At 70.1% G+C, this 16,296-nt stretch carries 13 protein-coding genes and 1 pseudogene; 3 read left to right on the top strand and 11 right to left on the bottom strand.

What is annotated here, in order from left to right; all coding sequences use genetic code 11:
* Positions 1-144: 144 nt before the first annotated feature.
* Complete coding sequence (locus ACZ39I_RS00485) at positions 145-324, top strand: hypothetical protein (RefSeq protein WP_467241349.1); 180 nt, start codon at positions 145-147, stop codon at positions 322-324.
* An 87-nt stretch (positions 325-411) separates the two neighbouring features.
* Here ACZ39I_RS00485 and ACZ39I_RS00480 read toward each other — a convergent pair.
* The 3 genes and pseudogenes from ACZ39I_RS00480 to ACZ39I_RS00470 form a co-directional block, all read right to left on the bottom strand.
* A pseudogene (locus ACZ39I_RS00480) lies at positions 412-561 on the bottom strand (chaplin family protein); the annotation flags it as partial.
* A 128-nt stretch (positions 562-689) separates the two neighbouring features.
* The gene (locus tag ACZ39I_RS00475; RefSeq protein ID WP_467241347.1) at positions 690-917 is read right to left on the bottom strand and encodes a chaplin; all 228 of its coding nucleotides are present in this window, start codon (positions 915-917) and stop codon (positions 690-692) included.
* 264 nt (positions 918-1,181) lie between these two features.
* On the bottom strand, positions 1,182-1,586 hold the full coding sequence (locus tag ACZ39I_RS00470; RefSeq protein ID WP_467241345.1) for a rodlin: 405 nt from the start codon (positions 1,584-1,586) through the stop codon (positions 1,182-1,184).
* 240 nt (positions 1,587-1,826) lie between these two features.
* Here ACZ39I_RS00470 and ACZ39I_RS00465 point away from each other — a divergent pair, with 240 nt between their 5' ends.
* Positions 1,827-2,255 carry a rodlin gene (locus ACZ39I_RS00465; RefSeq protein WP_352384140.1) on the top strand — a complete coding sequence of 143 codons (429 nt, stop codon included), beginning with the start codon at positions 1,827-1,829 and terminating at the stop codon, positions 2,253-2,255.
* 63 nt (positions 2,256-2,318) lie between these two features.
* Here ACZ39I_RS00465 and ACZ39I_RS00460 read toward each other — a convergent pair whose 3' ends face one another.
* The 5 genes from ACZ39I_RS00460 to ACZ39I_RS00440 form a co-directional block, all read right to left on the bottom strand.
* The gene (locus tag ACZ39I_RS00460; protein ID WP_467241344.1) at positions 2,319-4,238 is read right to left on the bottom strand and encodes an AMP-dependent synthetase/ligase; all 1,920 of its coding nucleotides are present in this window, start codon (positions 4,236-4,238) and stop codon (positions 2,319-2,321) included.
* A 72-nt stretch (positions 4,239-4,310) separates the two neighbouring features.
* Positions 4,311-5,831, bottom strand: a complete 1,521-nt coding sequence (locus ACZ39I_RS00455) for a vWA domain-containing protein (protein ID WP_467241342.1) — start codon at positions 5,829-5,831, stop codon at positions 4,311-4,313.
* A 147-nt stretch (positions 5,832-5,978) separates the two neighbouring features.
* A complete protein-coding gene (locus tag ACZ39I_RS00450) occupies positions 5,979-6,845 on the bottom strand; it encodes an ABC transporter permease (RefSeq protein WP_467241341.1) in 867 nt (288 codons plus the stop codon).
* Positions 6,842-9,466, bottom strand: coding sequence for a CocE/NonD family hydrolase (locus tag ACZ39I_RS00445; protein WP_467241339.1), 2,625 nt, complete (start codon positions 9,464-9,466; stop codon positions 6,842-6,844). The genes ACZ39I_RS00450 and ACZ39I_RS00445 overlap by 4 nt, the downstream gene beginning before the upstream one ends.
* 141 nt (positions 9,467-9,607) lie before the next feature.
* A complete protein-coding gene (locus tag ACZ39I_RS00440; RefSeq protein ID WP_467241337.1) occupies positions 9,608-10,999 on the bottom strand; it encodes an APC family permease in 1,392 nt (463 codons plus the stop codon).
* 202 nt (positions 11,000-11,201) lie between these two features.
* Here ACZ39I_RS00440 and ACZ39I_RS00435 point away from each other — a divergent pair, with 202 nt between their 5' ends.
* Positions 11,202-12,035, top strand: coding sequence for an SCO4651 family lipoprotein (locus ACZ39I_RS00435; protein ID WP_467241335.1), 834 nt, complete (start codon positions 11,202-11,204; stop codon positions 12,033-12,035).
* Positions 12,036-12,082: 47 nt separating this feature from the next.
* Here ACZ39I_RS00435 and mmsA read toward each other — a convergent pair whose 3' ends face one another.
* The 3 genes from mmsA to iolB are packed head-to-tail and all read right to left on the bottom strand — an operon-like array spanning position 12,083 to position 16,291.
* The gene (gene mmsA, locus ACZ39I_RS00430; protein ID WP_467241333.1) at positions 12,083-13,585 is read right to left on the bottom strand and encodes a CoA-acylating methylmalonate-semialdehyde dehydrogenase; all 1,503 of its coding nucleotides are present in this window, start codon (positions 13,583-13,585) and stop codon (positions 12,083-12,085) included.
* A 16-nt stretch (positions 13,586-13,601) separates the two neighbouring features.
* A complete protein-coding gene (gene iolD / locus ACZ39I_RS00425) occupies positions 13,602-15,479 on the bottom strand; it encodes a 3D-(3,5/4)-trihydroxycyclohexane-1,2-dione acylhydrolase (decyclizing) (RefSeq protein WP_467241331.1) in 1,878 nt (625 codons plus the stop codon).
* On the bottom strand, positions 15,476-16,291 hold the full coding sequence (gene iolB / locus ACZ39I_RS00420) for a 5-deoxy-glucuronate isomerase (protein ID WP_467241329.1): 816 nt from the start codon (positions 16,289-16,291) through the stop codon (positions 15,476-15,478). Before iolB ends, iolD begins: the two co-directional genes overlap by 4 nt.
* Positions 16,292-16,296: the final 5 nt, after the last annotated feature.

The following is a 16,296-nucleotide window of genomic DNA, read 5'->3' as shown; positions in this document are numbered from 1 at the left end:
GGTGTGATCACCACCGGGAGGCGGCGTGTGATCGCCGGGCGGAGGTGTGTGGTCACCGCCGGGCGGAGGCGTGTGGTCACTGGGCGGAGGCGTGTGATGGCCACCGGGAGGCGGCGTGTGATGGTCGCCCGGCGGAGGCGTGTGATGACCACCGGGAGGCGGCGTGTGGTGATCACCAGGCGGAGGCGCCTGGTCCCCGTACCCGCCGCCCTCCTCCTGCCCGGAGTCGCCCCCGTACCCGCCGCCCCCTTCGTCCCCGGAGTCGCCGCCGTAACCGGAGTCGTCGCCGTGACCGGAGTCATCGCCATGCGGCACGCCGCGTGAGCCGTGTCTGCCAGAACTCGGTTCACCGGCACAGGAGTTGCCGAACGCCGGATCGAGCGCGGCGACCACGTCGACGGAGTCTCCGCAGGCGGTGACCGGCACCTCGACGGGCGCCGCCACACTGTCGCCGGACAGGACGCCGGACGAATCCGTGGCGACCCCGCTCGCGTGCGTGTCGGCGAGGACGGGGCTGCTGCACAGGGACAGAATGCTTGTCGCGGCGGCGGCCGCGACCATTCCCCTACTCAGGGTCTGTCGCAATCTCGTTGTCTTCCTGCTTGTAGAAGTGGGAAAAGCCGGCCCCGGACGGAATCGAGCGGTCCAAGGCCGGCCAGGACAGCCGGTACGGCTGAGGTGTTACGTGGTCAGTCGTTCACGCACACGTTGCCGAACGCCGGGTTCAGCAGACCGACCACGTTGATGGAGTTGCCGCACACGTTGATCGGCACGTGGATGGGCACCTGCACCACGTTGCCGGAGAGGACACCCGGGGAACCGATGGCTGCACCCTGAGCGTCGGCGTCCGCGAAGGCCGGGGAGGCCACGCCGAAGGCCATGATCATGCCCGCGGCGACAGCGGCGGTCTTCTTCATGAGATTTCCCTTCTCTGCGGTCATGCCCCTTTGTCGGCATGTGACCGAGCGAGCACAGACGGAACGGCTCGCGTCATGACCTGCAGGCTGTAGAACGAGGGATAGCCGACGGAGAAACTACCGAACGCGTGGCGCGGGAGAATTCACTCGATTGCACTCCGCGGTCACTCTTTTCACCCTCGAGCGCGTGGCAAAAAGGTGCACGCAAAAAAGCCGGACGGCCCGCAGACAGTGCTGCGAGCCGCCCGGTCAGTCGGATTCGACTTACTTCTTGCCGTTGCTCTCGGAGTTGGCCGACAGAACCGACAGGTCCTCCAGGACGTGCGACAGCGCGCCGTCCCGCTTGGACTGGGTGGAGTTGTCGGAGCACTGCTGGGTCAGCTGGTCCGACAGGATCGGCACGTCCTGGACGTTGACGACCTGCAGGACACCGACGTTGGTGTCGCTCAGGCCGAGGCAGGGCTTGTTGAGCGTGCCCTGGACCAGCGAGAGCTGGGGGCTCATGTCACCCTTGGTCGCCGAATTGCCGAACGACGACGTAGCGCCGTTACCGTTCGCCACGGTCGGCCCATTGTCGTTGCCGATGGCAAGCGCCGTCGGAGCTGCCGCCACCGACATTCCAACGACAGAAGCGGCGGCCGCCGCGGCGGCCATTGCCTTCTTAAGCACTTCGCGTTCCTTTCCTCGTAGCGACACAATGCCCTACTGCCACATCAACCCGGCACGTGGGGAATGGTTGCGGGCGTTCACTCCATTGGCCCTATGGCCCGTCAAGGGCTCCCGGCGGTCATCGGGTCCTGGGCTGCTCCCCGCTATCCGCCGTCGGAGTGAACGGGAGAAACCTCGTCGGGGGCAGGCAGTTAGCCAGAACGCTCCGGTCCACGGGGCTTCCTCAGAAAGGACTGGCCAGTGATCAAGAAGATTGTTGCCACCGCGGCGATGGCCGCGTCCGCCATGGGTGCCTCTGCCGCCGCGGCTCCGCAGGCACTGGCGATCGGCAACGACCAGGGGCCGACCGTGGCGAACGGCAACGGTGCGTGGCAGAGCTTCGGCAACTCGAGCACCTACGGGAACATGAGCCCGCAGATGGCGCTGATCCAGGGTTCCTTCAACAAGCCCTGCCTCGCCGTCAGCGACCTGCCCATCGGTGTGCTCCAGGTCGTCAACGTCCAGGACGTGCCGATCCTGTCGGACCAGCAGACACAGCAGTGTGCCGAGAACTCGACCCAGGCCAAGCGGGACGGTGCGCTGGCCCACCTGCTGGAGGACGTGTCGATCCTGTCCACCGCCGAGGAGTCCAACGGCAAGAAGTCCGACGACAAGAAGTCCGACCACTGATTCCGGACCTCACTGGTCGAGGCCGAAGGGGCCGCCGAGCGACTCGGCGGCCCCTTCGGCGTGTCAGCGCCCGTACAGCGCCTCGATCTCCTGCGCGTAGGCCTCTGTCACCACATGCCGCTTGACCTTCAGGGACGGCGTGAGCATGCCGTTGTCCTCGGTGAACTCCCCCTCGACCAGCCGGAAGGCGCGGATCGACTCGGCGCGGGAGACGGCCGCGTTGGCGTGGTCGACGGCCTTCTGGATGTCGGCGCGCAGCCGTTCGTCCGTGACGAGTTCGGCGTGCGGGGTGTCGGCGGGCAGCCCCCGGACCGACAGCCAGTGGGCCATCGCCTCGGGGTCGAGCGTGATCAGGGCGGCGACGAAGGGACGGTTGTCGCCGACGACGAGGCACTGGCCGACGGGGGCCTGGCTGCGCAGGCGGTCCTCCAGGACGGCCGGGGAGACGTTCTTGCCGCCGGAGGTGACGAGGAGGTCCTTCTTGCGGCCGGTGATGGTGAGATAACCGTCCTCGTCGAGGGCGCCGAGGTCGCCGGTGGCGAACCACTCGTCCTTCAGGACGGCGTCGGTGGCCTCGGGGTTGTTCCAGTAGGCGCCGAAGACGACCCCGCCCTTGATGAGGACCTCGCCGTTGTCGGCGATGCGGATCGAGGTGCCGGGAATCGGCTGTCCGACCGTGCCGGGGCGGGGTTGCAGGGGCGGGACGATGGTGGCGGCGGCGCTGGTCTCGGTGAGGCCGTAGCCCTCGTAGATGATGATCCCGGCCGCGGAGAAGAAGAGGTTGAGCTCGCGGTCCAGGGGTGAGCCGCCGCTGATGGCGTAGCGCATGCGGCCGCCGAGTTCCTTGCGGATACGGCGGTACACCAGCAGGTCGTACAGGCCCCAGGCGGCGTAGAGGCCGGGACCCGGTCCCTTGCCCCGGCCCAGGAACCTGTTCAGGTACGCCTCGCCGAAGCGGACGCCGATGCGGTGGGCGCGGTCGAAGGAGGCGGCGCGGCCCATCTTCTCGGCGGTGGCGCGGCCGGTGGCGTGGATCTTCTCGAAGAGGTACGGCACACCGACCAGGAAGGTGGGCTTGAACTCCTTGAGTGCCGGGCGCAGTTCGTCGGGCTTGATGCTCGGGCAGTGCCCGATCTCGATGCGGCCCATCAGACAGGCGATCTGGAGGGTGCGGCCCATGATGTGGGCGAGCGGGAGGAACAGGAGGGTGGAGGCGGTCTGGTCGGTGACCTCCTTGAAGATGGGGTGGAGCAGCTCGACGGTGTTGGCGGCCTCGGCGTGCAGGTTGGCGTGGGTGAGGACGCAGCCCTTGGGGCGGCCGGTGGTGCCGGAGGTGTAGCAGACGGTGGCGATGGTGTCGGGGGTCAGGGCGGCGCGGCGCTTGGTGACCTCCTCGTCGGGGAGGTCGCGGCCGAGGACGGTGAGTTCGTCGAGGGCTTCCGAGTCCAGCTGCCAGACGCGCGGCGTGACCGGGTGTCCCGCGGTGCCGGTGGTGACGGTGGCCGCGTTCTCGGCGTTCTCGGTCACGATGTGGCGGGCGCCGGAGTCGCGGACGATCCAGTCCACCTGCTCGGCGGAGGAGGTGGCGTAGACGGGGACGGTCTGGCCGCCGGCCGCCCAGATCGCGAAGTCCAGGACCGTCCACTCGTAGCGGGTGCGGGACATCACCGCGACGCGGCCGCCGGGTTCGACGCCGGCGGCGATCAACCCCTTGGCCACCGCGGTCACTTCGCGGGCGAAGGCGGCGGCCGTGACGGGCTTCCAGGTCTCCTTCTCCTTGCGGTGCAGCACCACCGTGTCGGGCGTCTCGGCCGCGTTGGTGAAGGGGAGGTCGGCGATGCTCCCGGTGGTCGGGCGCGGGGCGAGGGGCGGTGTCCGGGCCTCGCGTACGACACCGTCCTCGTCCCTGATGACCTCGACCTTGGTGCGACTCGCCAGGTCGGTGCGCTGCTTCGCCCTCTTCAGGTCCTTGCGTACGCCCATGGTGGCTCCCCGGTCGGCTCCGACTGGGTGGCTAACTTACTCACAAGTAAGAAAAGGTCAATGGGTCCGGCGTCAGTCCGTGAGGTGCCGTGCCTGGCGGATGCTGTCGGCGAGCCCGCGTACCGCGCTGTCCTCGGTGCGGTCCGCCAACTCCTCTGCCCAGTCGGCGAGTTCACCCAGGGAGGGCCTGCCCGGCAGGTGGTTGTCGGCGTAGTCGCCCCGCAGGGCGTCGGCGAAGTAGGCGGCCACCGCGTCGACCTGGAAGCGGGGGTTGGCGTCCCGCAGCGAACCGTCGAAGGTCTCCAGTGCGGCCGACTTCTCGTGCGGGGCGCGGGACTTGGGGTCCTGCCAGCGGACGGTGGCCGTGGCGAGGTGGCCGTCGGCATCGGGGCGGGTGTGGACGGCGTAGAGCGCGGTGACCGTGTGGCCGGGGCCGACCTCGCCGCCGTCCACGCGGTCGTCGCGGAAGTCGTCGTCGGCGACACGGCGGTCGTCGTAGCCGATGAGGCGGAAGGAGGCCACGGTCTCGGGGTCGAAGGCGACCTGAGCCTTGGCGTCGCGGGCGGTCAGGTCGATGTTCTGCGGAAGCTGCTCGCAGAACACCTTCTCGGCGTCGTCGCCGGAGACGTAGACGGTGTGGCCGTCGCCCTTGTCGGCGAGGCGTTCCATGAGGGCGTCGCCGTAGTTGCTGCCGACGCCGACGCCGAAGAGGGTGATGCCGTGTTCGCGGCGGGCGGTGTCGATGCGGTCGAGGATGGCGTCGGCGTCGGTCTCGCCGTCGTTGGCGAGGGCGTCGGAGATGAGGACGACCCGGTTGGTGGCGCCCTTGCGCAGGCCCTCGACGGCCGTCTTGTAGCCGGTCTCGACGCCCGCGCCGAGGTTGGTGGAGAACGTCGGCTCCAGGCTGTCGACGGCCTCGCGGATCTGGTCGCGGTGACCGCCGAGGCGGGTCATCGGCAGGACCTTCCTGGCCCGGTCGCTGAAGGTGACGAGGGCGACCGAGTCGTCGTCGCGCAGCCGTTTCGTCATGGTGTCGAGGGACCGCTGAGCGAGGTCGAGGCGGCCGGGCTCGGACATGGAGCCGGAGATGTCGATGACGAAGGTGAGGGCGGCGGGTGCGCGGTCGTCCGCGTTGTCCGGTGCGCTCCTCGTGGCCAGGCCCACGCGGACCAGGGACCAGTCGTCGCGGTCGGTGCGGGCGCCGTCGACGGTGACCGTGAAGCCGTTGCCGTCGGGGCGCTTGTAGTCCTGGCGGAAGCTGTTGACGAACTCCTCGGGGCGGATCGTCGAAGGGGCGGGGCGGCGGCCCTCGGCGAGGGTGCGGCGGGCGTAGCCGTAGGAGGCGGTGTCCACGTCGAGGGCGAAGGTGGAGAGGTAGTCGGGGGACGGGGTGACCTGGTCACCGCGGGACTCCTGCGAGTCCTGTTCGCCCTGTGGCTGGTTCGGGGCCGGGAAGGCCGGTGCGTTCGAGTCGCCCCTCGTTCCGTCGGCGCTGTTCCCGCCTCCGCTGTCGCCGTCACCGCAACCGGTGAGCAGGAGTCCGCCCGCCAGTGTGAGGGCGAGCATCACCTGTCGTGTCCGCTGTCGCTCCATCGTCCGTACCCCCTGGGCCTGTTGACGTCGGCTTCTGCGACTGTGACGGGCCGGGGGGCCGGAACGTGCGCTACGGAGCGTTGCGGATGGGTCTCAAAGGGGGCACGGTGAAGGGCCTTCGAGACCGGTGGGAGATCTTCCGTTGACCTAGGAGACCACGTCCTTGCGGGCAAAACCCCTGAAGGCCAGGGCGAACAGCACCAGGGCGAGCGTTATCGAAAGGGAGGTGCCCTGGATCATGTCGGACCACTGCACCTTCGGCTGTACGGCGTCCAGCCAGGCGTACTGCCAGTGCGAGGGGAGGAAGTCGCGCCAGTCGCCGAGGGCCGTCACCTGGTCCAGCACATTGCCGACGATGGTCAGGCCGACCGCGCCGCCGACCGCGCCGAGGGGGGCGTCGGTGCGGGTGGAGAGCCAGAACGCCAGGGCCGCGGTGACCAGTTGGGAGACGAAGATGTACACCACCGTCACCAGCAGGCGCTGGGCCGCCGCGCCCGGTTCCAGTGAGCCGCCGGTGGGGAGCTGGAGCGGGCCCCAGCCGTAGGCGGCCGTGCCGACCGCGAGGGCGACCAGCGGGAGCAGGACCATCGCGGCCAGGCTCAGGCCCAGTCCGACGACGAGCTTCGACCAGAGGAGGCGGGCCCTCGGTACGGGTGCCGCCAGCAGATAGCGCAGGGAGGACCAGCCGGCCTCGGAGGCGACCGTGTCCCCGCAGAACAGCGCGACCGGGACGACCAGGAGGAAGCCCGCGGAGGCGAAGAGGTTCACCGCGGCGAAGTTCGCCCCGGACACCGTCGCCGTGTCCATCAGGTTGACCCGGTTGTTGCCCGAGCCCGGTCCGCCGCCCAGCTGGAAGGCGATGAGCAGGACGAGGGGCAGGGCGATGAGGATGCCGAACATGACGAGGGTGCGGCGGCGCTTCAACTGCCGTACCAGCTCGACCCGGACCGGCAGCGTACGGCCCGCGCGGTAACCGTCGGCGACCTCCGCGCGCTCGGTCAGCGTGCTGCTCATGCGGAGTCTCCGATCAGGGTGAGGAAGGCGTCTTCGAGGCGGCGGTGGGGGCCCACCGACTCCACGGGGACCTCCAGCCGGACGAGTTCGGCGACCAGGCGTGCCGCGCTGCCGTCCGCGTCGAGCCGTACGAGCAGGCCGTCGTCGGTGATGGCCGCCGACGCCACGCCCGGCAGGGCCGCCACCTTCTCGGCCACCGGTTCCTCGACCGGTACGGCCGTGCCGACCAGGAGGGTGTCGCCGGAGCCGACGATCTCGCCGACCGGGCCCGCCTGCACCAGCTTCCCGTGGTCCATGACCACGAGGTGGGTGCAGGACTGCTCGACCTCCGAGAGGAGGTGGCTGGAGACGATGACCGTGCGGCCCGCCGCCGCGTAGCGGATCATCACCTCGCGCATCTCGCGGATCTGCGGCGGGTCGAGACCGTTGGTCGGTTCGTCGAGGATGAGCAGGTCCGGCATGCCGAGCATGGCCTGGGCGATGGCCAGGCGCTGGCGCATGCCCTGGGAGTAGGTGCGCACCGCGCGGGACAGCGCGTCGCCGAGACCGGCGATCTCCAGCGCCTCGTCCATGTGGGCGTCCTCGGGCGGGCGTCCGGTGGCCCGCCAGTACAGCTCCAGGTTCTCGCGGCCCGACAGGTGCGGGAGGAAGCCCGCGCCCTCGACGAACGCGCCGACACGGGAGAGCACGGGGGCACCGGGCGCGATCGCGTGGCCGAAGACGCGGACCTCGCCGCCGTCCGGCCTGATCAGGCCCATCAGCATGCGCAGGGTGGTCGTCTTGCCGGCGCCGTTCGGGCCGAGCAGGCCAAGGACCTGGCCCTTCTCCACGCGGAAGGAGAGGTCGCGGACCGCGTACCGGTCGGCGGACCTGGCGTACCGCTTGCTCAGGTCGGTTATCTGAAGGGGGACTTCGGTCAGCTCCGGCTCGGGGGCCGCGGGGGCCGTCGTACGGCGGCGGCCCGTCACCACCAGGATCAGGGCGAGCACCGCGCCGGCCAGCGGCAGCCACCACACCCAGGCGGGCAGGGGGGCCTGGGTGTTCTTCGCGCTGAGGGCCGCGGGGACGTTCAGATGGCTCTTGAGGGAGACGGTGTACGTCGCCGGGGCCGTCGGGGAGGCGTAGCCGAGGTCCGTGGAGGCGAGGACCAGGCGCAGGCGGTGGCCGTCGTCGATGTCGTGGTCGATCGCCGGGAGGGTGATCGTGACGTCCTTGCCGGCCTTCGCGCCCTCGACCCTGAGGGGCTCGACGAGTTGGGACGGCAGGGTCTGCTGCCCGTTCGGGCCGACATCGTACAGCTTGGCGAAGAGGACGGCGTCGTCGGTCGTCGACTTCACGTGGACGGTGACCGTGGGCGAGCCGGTGATCTGGAGATCGTCCCTGACCGGGGCCGACTCGAAGGCGGCGTACTGGCCCGGGAAGTCGAGGGAGACGCCGAGGCCGAGGGCGGAGAGCTGGGAGAGGCCGCCGCCGCCGAGGCCGGGGAGGGCCGAGACGGCGGGCGGGCTGGCGCCGGCCGGGTTGCTGACGTCCTGTTCCCGGCCGGTGAGGGTGATCCTGTGCTCGTCGCTCTGCAGGCCCGGGTAGGTGTCGGCGGTGACGCCGGTGAGGCGGCTCTCGCCGTCGCCGGTGTCGGTGCCGAGGGTGCGGGTGACGCGGAAGGCGGGGCCGGTGTCGGCGGACTTGTCGTCCTTGAGATAGCGGTCGAACCAGTGGGCCACGCGGGACTGGACCCGGCTCGTCTCCAGGTCGCCGCCGTCATGGCCGCCCGCGATCCAGTCGACGTCCACGGGGGCGCCGTTGGCGCGGATCGCCTTCGCCGCGGCGTCGGCCTGGTTCAGGGGGAAGAGGGAGTCCGTCTGGCCCTGGATCAGCAGGGTGGGCACCTTGATGTCCTTGGCGACGGCCGACGGGGAGCGCTCCTCCAGCATCTTCTCGGCCTGCGCGTCCGGGACGCCGGACTGGGCCACCCGCTGGTACATCGCGCAGATCTGCGGCTCGAACTCGGCGCAGCCGCCCGCGGAGTTGACGAAGATGCCGGCCCACAGCTTCTTGAAGACGCCGTTCGGGAACAGGGCGTCCGAGAGGTTCCAGTAGGTGATCGACGGGGCGATGGCGTCCACGCGGTGGTCGTGGCCGGCGGCGAGGAGGGAGATCGCGCCGCCGTAGCTCGCGCCCGCCACGCCGACCCTGGGGTCGCCGGGCTTGTCGAGCTGGACCTGGGGCTGCTTCGCCAGCCAGTCGATCAGCTTGCTGACGTCCTTGACCTCGGCGTCGGGGTCATTGAGGCCGACCTCGCCGGTGGACCTGCCGAAGCCACGGGCGGACCAGGTGAGGACCGCGTAGCCGTCTCTCGCGAGGTCTTCCGCCTGGCTGCGCACGTCGTTCTTGCTGCCGCCGAAGCCGTGGCCCAGGAGGACCGCGGGGCGCCTCCCGGTGCCGTTCGCCGTGAAGTACGAGGTGTCTATGCGGACGCCGTCAAGCGCCATGATGCGATCGGTGCGGTGCACGGGGGGCGGGTCGTCAGAGGCGGCGGCCGTCCATGTCCCGGCTGCGGCGAGCACGACGACGGAGGCCGCGGCGGCGATCCACCGCGGCCTCCGGAGGCGTCGAAGATCCATGTGTCAACGGTACGGGGTGAAACTGTCCGGGACTTGGCTACTGGGGGCTGAACTCCGAGCCATCCTGGGGGTGGACGGGGTGTCGTCCCGTACAGCAGACGCGGTACACGCCGTCGTGGCTGGTCGCCCTCCTGAGCAGGTCTACTCGCTCGGAATCGAGACGAGCCACCTCGTGTCCTTGCGCGGGCGGAGATACAGGGCCCAGTAGACGGTCGCCGCCGCCGTGATGCCGCCCGTCCACAGCAGGTACTCCGTCTCCTGCTGGGTCAGGATGTAGGACAGGACCGCTATCAGGAGGACCGGCATCGCGGGCCACAACGGCATGCGCCAGGCCGGGGTGTGCCGGTGGCCGCCCCGGCGGGACAGCAGCGCGGCGATCGCGACCAGCAGGTACATGCCCGTCACCGAGACGCCCGTGACGCCGTACAGCGTGTCCAGGTCGACGAAGCACAGGGCCGCTCCCGGGATGCCCACCGCGAGGGTGGCGACCCAGGGGGAGCCGAAGCGGCCGAGCTTGGCGAAGAACTGGTTGACCGGGGCCGGCCAGGCCTTGTCCCGTGCCGAGGCGAACAGGACCCGGGAGTTCTGGATGACCATGACGATGCCGGCGTTGATGATCGCCAGGGCGACGCACAGGCTGACGAAGGTGCCCACCGCGGAGTCGGACCAGGCCGTGACCATGGCGCCGATGTCGCCGCCGGTCAGTTCGGTCAGGTCGGAGGCGCCCAGGGTGATCGCGGCCACCGGGACCAGGATGATCACGGTGGAGATGGCGAGGGTGGCCAGGACCGTGCGGGCCACGTTGCGGCGGGGGTTCTCCAGTTCCTCGGAGAGGTAGACGGCGGTCGAGAAGCCCTGGGTGACGAAGAGGGCGATCGCCAGGCCGGAGACCACCAGCATGGCGGTGACCGGGTCCGTGCCGCCGTGGGCGTCCGCCACCTGCATGGACAGCAGGCTGCTCGGGCCGCGCTCCGCGTGGGTGAAGCCCAGGAGCGCCACCACCGCCGCCGCGATCACCTCCAGGACCAGGAAGACGCCCGTGATCCACGCGTTGGCGCGCAGGTCGAGGAGGCCGGCGAGGGTGGCCAGGAGCATGACTCCGGCGCCCGCCAGGGAGGGGTCCAGGTGGATCACCGGGGCCAGGTAGTCAGCCGTGCCCATGGCGATCACCGGCGGGACGATCATGACAACCAGGAGGGAGAGCACGAAGACGAGCCAGCCGGCGAGTCGTCCTGCCAGCGTCGAGACCATCGCGTACTCGCCGCCCGCGCTGGGGATGAGGGTGCCCAGCTCCGAGTAGCAGAACGCCACGGCGACACAGAGGAGGGAGCCGATGGCGATCGTCAGGGCGGTGGCGGTGCCGAGCGAGCCGAAGAGGTCGGGGACGACCACGAAGAGCGTGGAGGCCGGGGTCACGCAGGACAGGGTCAGCAGGGTGCCGCCGACCACGCCGATGGAACGGTTGAGCTTGGCGTGGCCGTGCTCCAGCGCCTCTGGGACGGCGGTGTCGGCAGGGCGGAGGGTGTCGGTCATGGTGCTGCATGGAACCCCGACGAAAACCGGCGCGTCAATAGGTGTCGAGCTGCGAAATCCGTAGATCAGAAGCCGCCTGAATGGCGAATACGGCAGTTTCCCGGGGCCGTTTCTCCCTTTCCGGCGGTACGGGAACCGCAGCGTCGGCGTGAAAAAACGTGCCGCTAAAGTCACTCCTCAAAGGTCATTCACAGGGGGGCACATGAAGCTCAAGTACACCGCTGCCGGGGTGGGGTTCACGGCGGCGGCGATGGTCGCGGTCACGGCGTGCGGTTCGCAGGGCGTGAAGCAGGCGGCGGACGTCGTCGACAAGTCGGACGCGATCATGGCGGCGCTCGCCCGGGCGACCGACCGGACCGAGCAGCTCGGCTCGGCCGAGGTCAGGATGACGACGGACATCGGCACCGGCACCCCGATCGCCATGGACGGCACCTACTCGTGGGGCGACGGATACGCCTACGACATCGAGATGGACACGAAGGCGGCACACATGCAGACGCTGACGGCCAACCCGTCGATCCGCGTGCTGTTCGTGGACGGCGCCTACTACTACGACGTCGACCCGCAGCCCGCCGGCCCGCTCAAGGGCAAGGAGTGGATGAAGATCGACGGGTCCGCCGTGTTCGGCGAGTCCGGCGCCAAGGCGCTCAGCGGCAGCAACGGCAGTCCGTCGGCGTCCATGAAGGGCCTCAAGTACGCCGACGACGTCGAGAACCTCGGCAAGGAGACCGTCGACGGGAAGAGCACGACCCACTACCGGGCCGAGATCGACCAGAAGAAGCTGGGCCGGCTCAAGGATGCCTATGGCGACCAGGACGGGCTCCTGGGCAAGGCCACCGGCGGCTCGACCTCGATGACCATGGAGGTCTGGGTCGGCGCCGGGGACCTGCCGGTCCGGCTGAAGCAGCGGACCGGCACCATGACGGTCACCATGGACTTCGAGAAGTTCGGCAGGACGGCCGTGGTGAAGGCCCCGCCGGCCGCCGAGACCGGTGACCTGACCGAGGTCCTCAAGAACGCCACCAGCGGGCAGTGACCACGGCTGAGGCCGGGCACACGCGTGTGCCCGGCCTCAGGGGTGACTCAGTGGTTGCGCGGGAAGCCCAGGTCCACGCCCGCCGGGGCGTCGGCCGGGTCGGGCCAGCGGGTGGTGACGACCTTGCCGCGGGTGTAGAAGTGCGTGCCGTCGTTGCCGTAGATGTGGTGGTCGCCGAAGAGCGAGTCCTTCCAGCCACCGAAGCTGTGGTAGCCGACGGGGACCGGGATCGGGACGTTCACGCCGACCATGCCGGCCTCGACCTCCAGCTGGAAGCGGCGGGCGGCGCCGCCGTCCCGGGTGAAGATCGCGGTGCCGTTGCCGAACGGCGAGGCGTTGATGAGGGCGATGCCCTCCTCGTAGGTGTCGACGCGCAGCACGGTCAGGACCGGCCCGAAGATCTCGTCCTGGTAGGCCTTGGCGGTGGTGGGGACCTTGTCGAGGAGCGAGATGCCGATCCAGTGACCGTCCTCGAAGCCGTCGACGGTGTGGCCGGTGCCGTCCAGGACGACCTCGCAGCCCTCGGCGGCGGCGCCCTCGACGTAGGAGGCCACCTTGTCGCGGTGCACCTTCGTGATGAGCGGGCCCATCTCGGAGGCCGGGTCGTTGCCGGGGCCGATCTTGATCTTCTCGGCGCGTTCGCGGATCTTGTCCACCAGCTGGTCGCCGATGGCGCCGACCGCGACGACCGCGGAGATGGCCATGCAGCGCTCGCCGGCCGAACCGTAGGCGGCGGAGACGGCGGCGTCGGCGGCCGCGTCCAGGTCGGCGTCCGGCAGGACCAGCATGTGGTTCTTGGCGCCGCCCAGCGCCTGGACACGCTTGCCGTTGGCGGAGGCGGTGGTGTGGATGTAGCGGGCGATCGGGGTCGAGCCGACGAAGGAGACGGCCTTGACGTCCGGGTGCTCCAGGAGGCGGTCGACGGCCACCTTGTCGCCCTGTACGACGTTGAAGACGCCGTCGGGCAGACCGGCCTCGGCGAGCAGTTCGGCGATCTTGAGGGAGGCCGAGGGGTCCTTCTCGGAGGGCTTGAGGACGAAGGTGTTGCCGGTCGCGATGGCGATCGGGAACATCCACATCGGGACCATCGCCGGGAAGTTGAACGGCGTGATGCCCGCGACCACACCGAGCGGCTGGCGGATGGAGGCGACGTCCACGCGGCTGGCGACCTCGGTGGACAGCTCGCCCTTGAGCTGCACGGTGATCCCGCACGCCAGGTCCACGATCTCCAGGCCGCGCGCGACCTCGCCGAGCGCGTCGGAGTGCACCTTGCCGTGCTCGGCGGTGATCAGCTCGGCGATCGCGTCCCGGTTCGCCTCGAGCAGCGCCCGGAAGCGGAACAGGATCGTGGTGCGCTTGGCGAGCGAGGAGGTGCCCCAGGTGGCGAACGCGTCCTTGGCGGCGGCCACGGCGGCGTCGACCTCGTCGACCGAGGCGAACGAGACCTTGGTGGTGACCGCGCCGGTCGCCGGGTCGGTGACCGGCCCGTAGTTGCCCGACGCGCCTTCGACGGTCTTGCCGCCGATCCAGTGGTTGACGATCTTCGTCATGACCGAGTACTCCTTTTCACAGATGGCGGCGTCGGGTTGAGACGTGCCGTTCGTACAGCTCTCGGGCCTTCACCGCGGACGGTCGGGTCGCGGTCTCGGCCACAGGTACATCCCACCAGGCCTGCGCCGGAGGCGGGCCCGACACTGTGTCGGCCGTTTCGGTCTCGACGTAGACACATGTGGGAGTGTCGGCGGCCCGCGCCTCTTCGAGGGCGGCGCGCAGGTCTCGTACGGTCTTCGCGCGCAGCACGCGCATACCGAGGCTGGCCGCGTTGGCGGCCAGGTCCACGGGCAGCGGGGCGCCCGTGTAGGTGCCGTCCTCGGACTGGTAGCGGTAGGCCGTGCCGAACCGCTCGCCGCCGACCGTCTCGGACAGGCCGCCGATGGAGGCGTAGCCGTGGTTCTGGATCAGGAGCAGCTTGATCGCGATGCCCTCCTGTACGGCCGTGACGATCTCCGTCGGCATCATCAGGTACGTGCCGTCGCCGACCAGCGCCCAGACGTTGCGGTCGGGAGCGGCCATCTTCACACCGATCGCGGCCGGGATCTCGTAGCCCATGCAGGAGTAGCCGTACTCCAGGTGGTACTGGTCCCTCGACCGGGCGCGCCACAGCTTGTGCAGGTCACCCGGGAGGGAGCCGGCCGCGTTGATGATCACGTCGGACTCGTCCACCAGGGCGTCCAGGGCGCCGAGGACCTGCGGCTGGGTCGGCCGGATGTCGGGCTCGTCGGCCTCGTAGCAGGCGTCGACGCGCTGCTCCCAGCGCTCCTTGTCGAGGGTGTACTCCTCGACGTACGCGCCCGTGACCCGGTGGTCGTGCAGCTGGAGTGCGCCGGTGAGCTCCTGGAGGGCACTGCGGGCGTCCGCAACCAGGGGCATGCCGGCGAGCTTGTGGCCGTCGTAGGGCGCGATGTTGAGGTTGAGGAAGCGGACCCCGTCGGCGGCGAAGAGGGTGCCGGAGGCCGTGGTGAAGTCGGTGTACCGGGTGCCGACGCCTATCACCAGGTCGGCCTGGCGGGCCAGTTCGTCGGCGGTGGCGGTGCCGGTGTGGCCGACGCCGCCGACATCCTGGGGGTGGTCGTGGCGCAGGGAGCCCTTGCCGGCCTGGGTGGAGGCGACCGGGATGCCGGTGGCGTGCGCGAACTCGGCGAGGGCCTCCTCGGCGCGGCTGTGGTGGACTCCGCCGCCGGCGATGACGAGCGGGCGCCGGGCGGTGCGGATCGCCCGTACCGCTTCGGCGAGTTCGGCCGGGTCGGCGCCCGGACGCCGTACGGTCCAGGTGCGCTCGGCGAAGAACTCGTCGGGCCAGTCGTGGGCCTCGGCCTGGACGTCCTGCGGCAGCGCGAGGGTCACGGCGCCGGTCTCGACGGGGTCGGTGAGCACCCGCATGGCCTGGAGGGCGGCCGGGATCAGGGCTTCGGGACGGGTGACGCGGTCGAAGTACTTCGACACGGGCCGCAGACAGTCGTTGACGCTGATGTCGCCGGCGTACGGGACTTCGAGCTGCTGGAGGACCGGGTCGGCGACGCGGGTGGCGAAGGTGTCACCGGGCAGCAGCAGGACCGGGAGGTGGTTGATGGTCGCGAGGGCCGCGCCCGTCACCAGGTTGGTGGCGCCCGGGCCGATGGAGGTCGTCACCGCGTGGGTGGACAGGCGGTTGGACTGACGCGCGTAGCCCACGGCCGCGTGCACCATGGACTGCTCGTTGCGGCCCTGGTGGTAGGGCATGTCGTCGGCGTACTCGACGAGCGCCTGGCCGAGGCCCGCGACGTTGCCGTGGCCGAAGATGCCCCAGGTCGCGGAGATCAACCGCTGCCGTACACCGTCGCGTTCGGTGTACTGGGCGGCCAGGAAGCGGACCAGCGCTTGCGCGACGGTCAGGCGGGTGGTCATCGGTACCCCTCCGTGTGGTCCGGGTGGAAGCAGATCCGCCACTCCCGCGTCTCACCCGGTCCCGCCATGACGTTCAGGTAGTACATGTCGTGGCCGGGCTGGGCGATGGACGGGCCGTGCCATCCGTCGGGAACGAGGACGGCGTCGCCGGAGCGGACCTCGGCGAGGACGTCGGATCCGCCCTCACGGGAGGGAGATACGCGCTGATAGCCGAAACCGTTCGGGCCGTCGATCTCGAAGTAGTAGATCTCCTCCAACTCGGCTTCCACGCCGGGCCGGTGCTCGTCGTGCTTGTGCGGCGGGTACGAGGACCAGTTGCCGCCCGGGGTGACCACCTCGACGGCGATGAGCTTGTCGCAGTCGAAGGCGTCGGCGGAGGCGAAGTTGCGCACGTGCCGCAACTGCGTGCCGCTGCCGCGTTCTTCGACGGGGACCTCCGGCGCGGGGCCGTAGCGGGCGGGGAGTCGTCGCTCGCACTTCGCTCCTGCCAGGGCGAAGCGGCCTCCCGCGCCGGAGGCGATCGATGCCTGGGCGTCCCGGGGCACGTACGCGAAGTCCGAGACTCCGGCGAACACGCTTTCCCGGCCCAGGAGTTGGAACTCTTCGTTATCGACGTGGACGGTACAGCCGCCTTCCAGCGGAAGCACGATCCACTCGCTGTCACCGGAGGTGAAGGTGTGTGTGCCACCCGGTGCCAGTTCGACGATCCGCAGGCTGCTGTGGGTCCAGCCGGCCCGCTTGGGGTCGATGTCCACCGCGTACTGGGCGTTGGTCGAGGCACCCTTGGGGACGTACAGCTCGGTCTGTGTCATGCGGC

The sequence above is a fragment of the Streptomyces sp. NPDC024687 genome, from assembly GCF_055559055.1.
The sequence above is the reverse complement of the archived record's forward strand: the minus strand, read 5'-3'. Positions and strand labels throughout refer to the sequence as shown.